This is a genomic window from Salinivibrio sp. ML290, from assembly GCF_001995695.1.
GTDB lineage: Bacteria > Pseudomonadota > Gammaproteobacteria > Enterobacterales > Vibrionaceae > Salinivibrio > Salinivibrio siamensis.
The window spans coordinates 1-5597 of sequence record NZ_MUEY01000024.1 but is presented as its reverse complement, the minus strand read 5'-3'; the positions used below and the strand labels follow the sequence as shown (position 1 = coordinate 5597).

Below are 5597 nucleotides of genomic sequence, written 5' to 3'. Positions count from 1 at the left end.
ACTATATAAAGGGTGCGGCTGGTTTCTCTGTCGCAGTATTCGATGATCTCTCTATATGGAATAAAGCTCTTTCAAAGAGTGAAATATTATCTGTTATTTCTAATGGTTCAAATAGATTAGATGATAGTTTATTATATTCATATGATTTCAATGAAACTAAAGCGCATTGGGTAAAAAATCAAGTTACAGGGTTATATGACGGATTTTTAAGCTCAGACTTATTATTAAGGTTGTCAGGCGTGCAATCTGACTCTGATGAAGATGGTGTATCTGATAAAGTCGAAACTGTTCTATGTACAGATATAGAGTCATCAGATACCGATGGTGATGGATTAACGGATGGTGAAGAGTTCGGTGTAAATGCAGATGGTCAACTGATTAGTTATGCGTGTGTTGCCGACAGTGATCGCGACGGTATACCCGATGGTCAAGAAGCAGCATTAGGCAGTGAATTACTGGTTGCCGACGCGACAGGTGATGCTGATGGCGATGGTATTAGTAATCGTGAGGCGTACCTCACTCTTCTAAATGACAAGCTGATCCTATCTGGAACGAATATTGAAGAGTCAGATCGAGTATTGGATGTTAGTGGGGCGGAGGGATATTTAGAAACCTTAATTTATCCTCAATCAGATCAAGTCAAGAAGCAGCATTAGGCAGTGAATTACTGGTTGCTGACGCGACAGGTGATGCTGATGGCGATGGTATTAGTAATCGTGAGGCGTACCTCACTCTTCTAAATGACAAGCTGATCCTATCTGGAACGAATATTGAAGAGTCAGATCGCGTATTGGATGTTAGTGGGGCGGAGGGATATTTAGAAACCTTAATTTATCCTCAATCAGATCAGCCAATGACGATGATGTACTGGGTGAAATACAACCACATTGGTGCGAATTATCAGTTGTCTGGAACGCATGACGGGCAGAGTCATCGTTTTTATCTGGGATTAAAAAAATCAGATTTGACGGGTGGAGTTGGCTCAGATATTGATTATGGAGTGCGTGCAGGACTGAATACCGAGCAGTGGGCGAATGTAGCGCTTTCGTACAATCCGACGGCTCGCCAATTTAAGATCTACGTAAATGGTGAACTCAATAATACTGAAAGTTACGTCAACTTCTCAGGAGCGAGCTTATATCCTCTTTTGTTTGGGGCGAATAATGGTGCCCTAGGTCCAATAGACTTCCAAGATGCATTGATTGATGATGTTCAGGTTTGGAATAGGGCGCTGAGTAAAAATGAGATCCGCAGTTATATGGTGACGCCACCCGAATATGGCGAGTCGGGTTTGGTTGCGTACTATGACTTTTCTCGCAGCCAGGGAGCATGGATAGAGAATATTGCGACAGGGCTGTTTGATGGCAAAGTCTCTGGTGCCGGAGTGCTACTGGCGGATGACTCGGCAGAAGACAGTGACGGTGACGGTCTAATTGATCGAGAAGAGTTAGCGTTGTGCACGGACGGTGACGTTGCTGATACCGATGGTGATGGATTAACGGATGGTGAAGAGTTCGGTGTAAATGCAGATGGTCAACTGATTAGTTATGCGTGTGTTGCCGACAGTGATCGCGACGGTATACCCGATGGTCAAGAAGCAGCATTAGGCAGTGAATTACTGGTTGCTGACGCGACAGGTGATGCTGATGGCGATGGTATTAGTAATCGTGAGGCGTACCTCACTCTTCTAAATGACAAGCTGATCCTATCTGGAACGAATATTGAAGAGTCAGATCGAGTATTGGATGTTAGTGGGGCGGAGGGATATTTAGAAACCTTAATTTATCCTCAATCAGATCAGCCAATGACGATGATGTACTGGGTGAAATACAACCACATTGGTGCGAATTATCAGTTGTCTGGAACGCATGACGGGCAGAGTCATCGTTTTTATCTGGGATTAAAAAAATCAGATTTGACGGGTGGAGTTGGCTCAGATATTGATTATGGAGTGCGTGCAGGACTGAATACCGAGCAGTAATACTGAAAGTTACGTCAACTTCTCAGGAGCGAGCTTATATCCTCTTTTGTTTGGGGCGAATAATGGTGCCCTAGGTCCAATAGACTTCCAAGATGCATTGATTGATGATGTTCAGGTTTGGAATAGGGCGCTGAGTAAAAATGAGATCCGCAGTTATATGGTGACGCCACCCGAATATGGCGAGTCGGGTTTGGTAGCTTACTACGACTTTTCTCGCAGCCAAAATAATTGGATTGAAAACGTAGCAACAAGGCAGTTTGATGCAAAGCTGTCAGCTAAAGAATTATTACAAACAGGTTCAAGGAATTAAAGGTTATGGATAAAGTATTTCTTGCAATAGCCTTATGGGTACTGGCTTTGATGCGTGGTTGTACCCCGGATTATGAACCGCCGTCAGCCCCTTTGGGCGGTGGTGATTCGTCTAATAAGCCATCAGAATGTGATATACAGGGTGCTCCTTTCTGGCATGTTGACTTTGCCAACCAGAACTTGATTATTCGTGATACACCACTATGGTACGAAGCACCATTTGGCGATGATCTTCGATTTACCTTAACCTATAATCTGCTTGCTGATGAATCCGCGAAGTTTCACTCTGGAGCTAGATGGGCGAATACCTTTAACGAATTTATCCTTTATGACGCAGAAACTGGGAATTATATCTACCATCAAGGTGATGGTAGAACGGATGTTTATTCAAAATCAATAAAATCAGGTGCCTACGCGATTGATTCTGCTTTCTTGATGAGTAGAGAAAAAGCCTATACACCAGGGTTTTCGGTTGAAGACGGTGCTTTCGTTTCAGAAAATCGTCACATTACGTTGACGTACCCTGATGGGGAAAAGCGAGTTTTCACTCAGCATTCGGACAATCAATTCGGTATTACTCAACAAGTTGATCAGTTTGGAAATACTGTCACTTACACTTATGAAGATAACCGCGTAACAGCAGTAACCAGTTCGAATGGCAAACAGTTCACGTTAAGTTATGACTCTGACCAGCAGTTAACTCAAGTGACCGATCATACTGGCCGCTCTGCTAGTTTTGAATATGACGAAATGGGTAATTTGGTCGCATTGACTGATATGCAGGGCTACCAGTCGGAAATAACTTACGATGACAACCATACTGTTAAGTCGATAACTGATGCGAAAGGAACCACGCAATTCATCGTTGAGGCTAGTAGTGAAACGGCTGATGGGCGCTCAACCACATACCCAGCATTTGGCGAGCCGATGGGGCTCAGTAATCGACTGACGGTTGTTGATCCATTAGGCAATAAATCTGAATATTATTATGAATCAGATAGTGGCGAAGCTTGGTATGTCGCTCCAGAGCATTATGTTGAATATCAAAGTGAGAATATCAACAATGCACAAAGTGATGTGCCCAAGACGGTTTATACCTATAAGCGATATTCTGAAGGGTATTCWCGCATTGCCAGTATTACCCAAGCCGATGGAACATGGACTAAATATACCTATGACGATAATCGAAATTTAAGTTCTATTAGTTATTCTACTGGTGAAACCTATTCATTTTCTAACAGTGAGAATGGGTTGATTCAGCAGGTGACAGATGAATTGGGTAACATTACCAATTATCAGTTTGATGCGCGTAACAATCTGATTCAAGTCGAAGATGCAACGGGTGTTAGAAAATATACTTATAACGATGTAAATCAGGTTATCACTCAGCTTGATAATAAGGGCTTAACTACCCAGTATGAATACAATACTCAAGGGCAGATTAGCGCGGTTATTAATGCAAAAGGCGAGAGGCTGAACTACAGCTATTCCGCTGATAGTGAACTTGAATCCGTTGCGGTAGGCGATCAAACGTTGGTTACTTATGCGTATGATAGTGCGGGTAGACTGCTGTCGGAAATTAATCGTTTTGGTCAACGAATTGCTTATGATTATGACAATATCAATCAGGTAAAACGTATTTCTCAGCCGGGTAGTCGTGATATCTCTATTGAATTTGGCTCATGTCCAAGAATCGTCGATAAAGTTATTTATCCAGGGGAGCGAGAGTATAACTACGGGTATGACGCCGCAAAACGGCTAGAAACCATTCTTGACCCGATGCATGGGCAATTCAAAATTATCCGTGATGGCTCAGGGCGCATTACGGGGTTAATTGATGCCAACCAGAACCAGACTTCATTTGTGTATAATGCGGCTGGCCGCTTGGTTGAAAAGACCTATGCGGATGGCTCTCAGGTTAAAACCAGCTATAAGTCTTCCGGGTTGCTTCATCAGAAAACCAATGCCAGAGGTATTAGCAAAACCTACAGTTATTCCGATAAGGGGCAACTGACCAAAATTACCTACTCAGATGGCACTCCAAGCGTGGTGTTGGGTTATGACGAGCAGGGCCGTTTGTCTCAAATCGATGATGCAGCAGGTAGTACGCTTTATCACTATGCCGCGACTGGGGAACTGGTAACGATTGACGGCCCATTCAGTAATGATGCAATCGATTTTACTTATGATGAACTCTATCGGGTAAGTGCCATCAGTGTCGATGGTCGAGTCAATACTCGCTATGAGTATGATAGTTTAGGCCGTGCAATTAAAATCACCGCTCAAGGGCAAGTGTTTGATTATAGCTATCAAGATAGCGGTACTTATGGTTCAGTAGTCGGCCACTATCCAAATGGTATTACTCAAACGGTTGAACTGGATAATATCGGTGATTTAAGCTCATTGGTGTACCAAAAGTCAGCGGAGCAGTTGGCTAAATTTGGTTATGATTTCGATGTTGCGGGTGATTTAGTTGGATTACAAACTACGGAACCGATGCCTGCCGAGTCAAACTCCTATCGAGCAACGTATAACAACGTTAATCAGATAGCCACGTATAACGGCGTAGCCGATGTTTTTGACTATGACGCTGATGGTAACCTGATTGCTGGTGTTCTGGCTGGCGGGGAGACGTTCTCGGCCAATTACGATGCAGAAAACCGCCTGACTTCGATGCTGTTTACCCAAGATGGTGTGCAGATTGAAGAGCGTTTTACCTACAACTATCGTCACCAGTTAGTGGAATATTCTCGGCTGGAAAATGGCGCAGTTGTAGCAGAAAAGAAATTTGTCCGTTTAGGTTTGCTGGAACTGCAGGAGCGCGATGGCTCCGATTCCGTTGTTGCTGAAAACAGCTGGCGTTTAGATAAGCCGGGCGGTATTGGTGGGTTACTGCTACGAACAGCTGGTGAACAAAGCTACACTTACGTAACTAATCACCTTGGCCATGTCACCGCAGTCTATAACCAAAGTGGCGATAAGGTAGAAAGCCACCACTACTCACTCTACGGCACGGCCAGCGGTGACGCATTTTCGCAACAACCGTTTGGATTCTCTACCAAGCGTAATGACTTTGCCTCAGGGCTGGTTTACTTTGGTTACCGGTTTTATGTACCGCATCTGGGAAGATGGCTGAATCGTGATCCATTGCAGGAAGCGGGAGGGATTAACCTTTACGCTTATGTGAATGGGGATCCGCTGGGGTATGTGGATCCCGATGGGCGGAATCCTATCGTCGGTGGTGCAATTGCCGGAGGTGCAATTGCTGGCCCTCCTGGTGCTATTGTTGGTGGGCTGATTGGTGCTT

3 protein-coding genes and 1 pseudogene are annotated in these 5597 nt (G+C 44.2%); all 4 read left to right on the top strand.

The genetic code is table 11. The annotated features are described in order from the left end of the window. Positions 1–656, top strand: a pseudogene (locus BZG23_RS16680) (hypothetical protein); the annotation flags it as partial. A gap of 197 nt (positions 657–853) precedes the next feature. Next, positions 854–1981 (top strand): LamG-like jellyroll fold domain-containing protein, encoded by a 1128-nt coding sequence (locus tag BZG23_RS15845; protein WP_338013050.1) that lies wholly within the window; start codon positions 854–856, stop codon positions 1979–1981. 46 nt (positions 1982–2027) lie between these two features. Beyond that, positions 2028–2291: a hypothetical protein gene (locus tag BZG23_RS15840; protein ID WP_077607494.1), complete on the top strand. Its 264-nt coding sequence runs from the start codon at positions 2028–2030 to the stop codon at positions 2289–2291. 5 nt (positions 2292–2296) lie between these two features. Beyond that, on the top strand, positions 2297–5597 hold a 3301-nt coding region (locus tag BZG23_RS15835; RefSeq protein ID WP_077607493.1), incomplete at its 3' end, for an RHS repeat-associated core domain-containing protein.

Excerpts from the sequence above, each read along its gene's own strand:
- BZG23_RS15845 (WP_338013050.1), top strand. The coding sequence starts at position 854 with ATGACGATGATGTACTGGGTGAAATACAACCACATTGGTGCGAATTAT.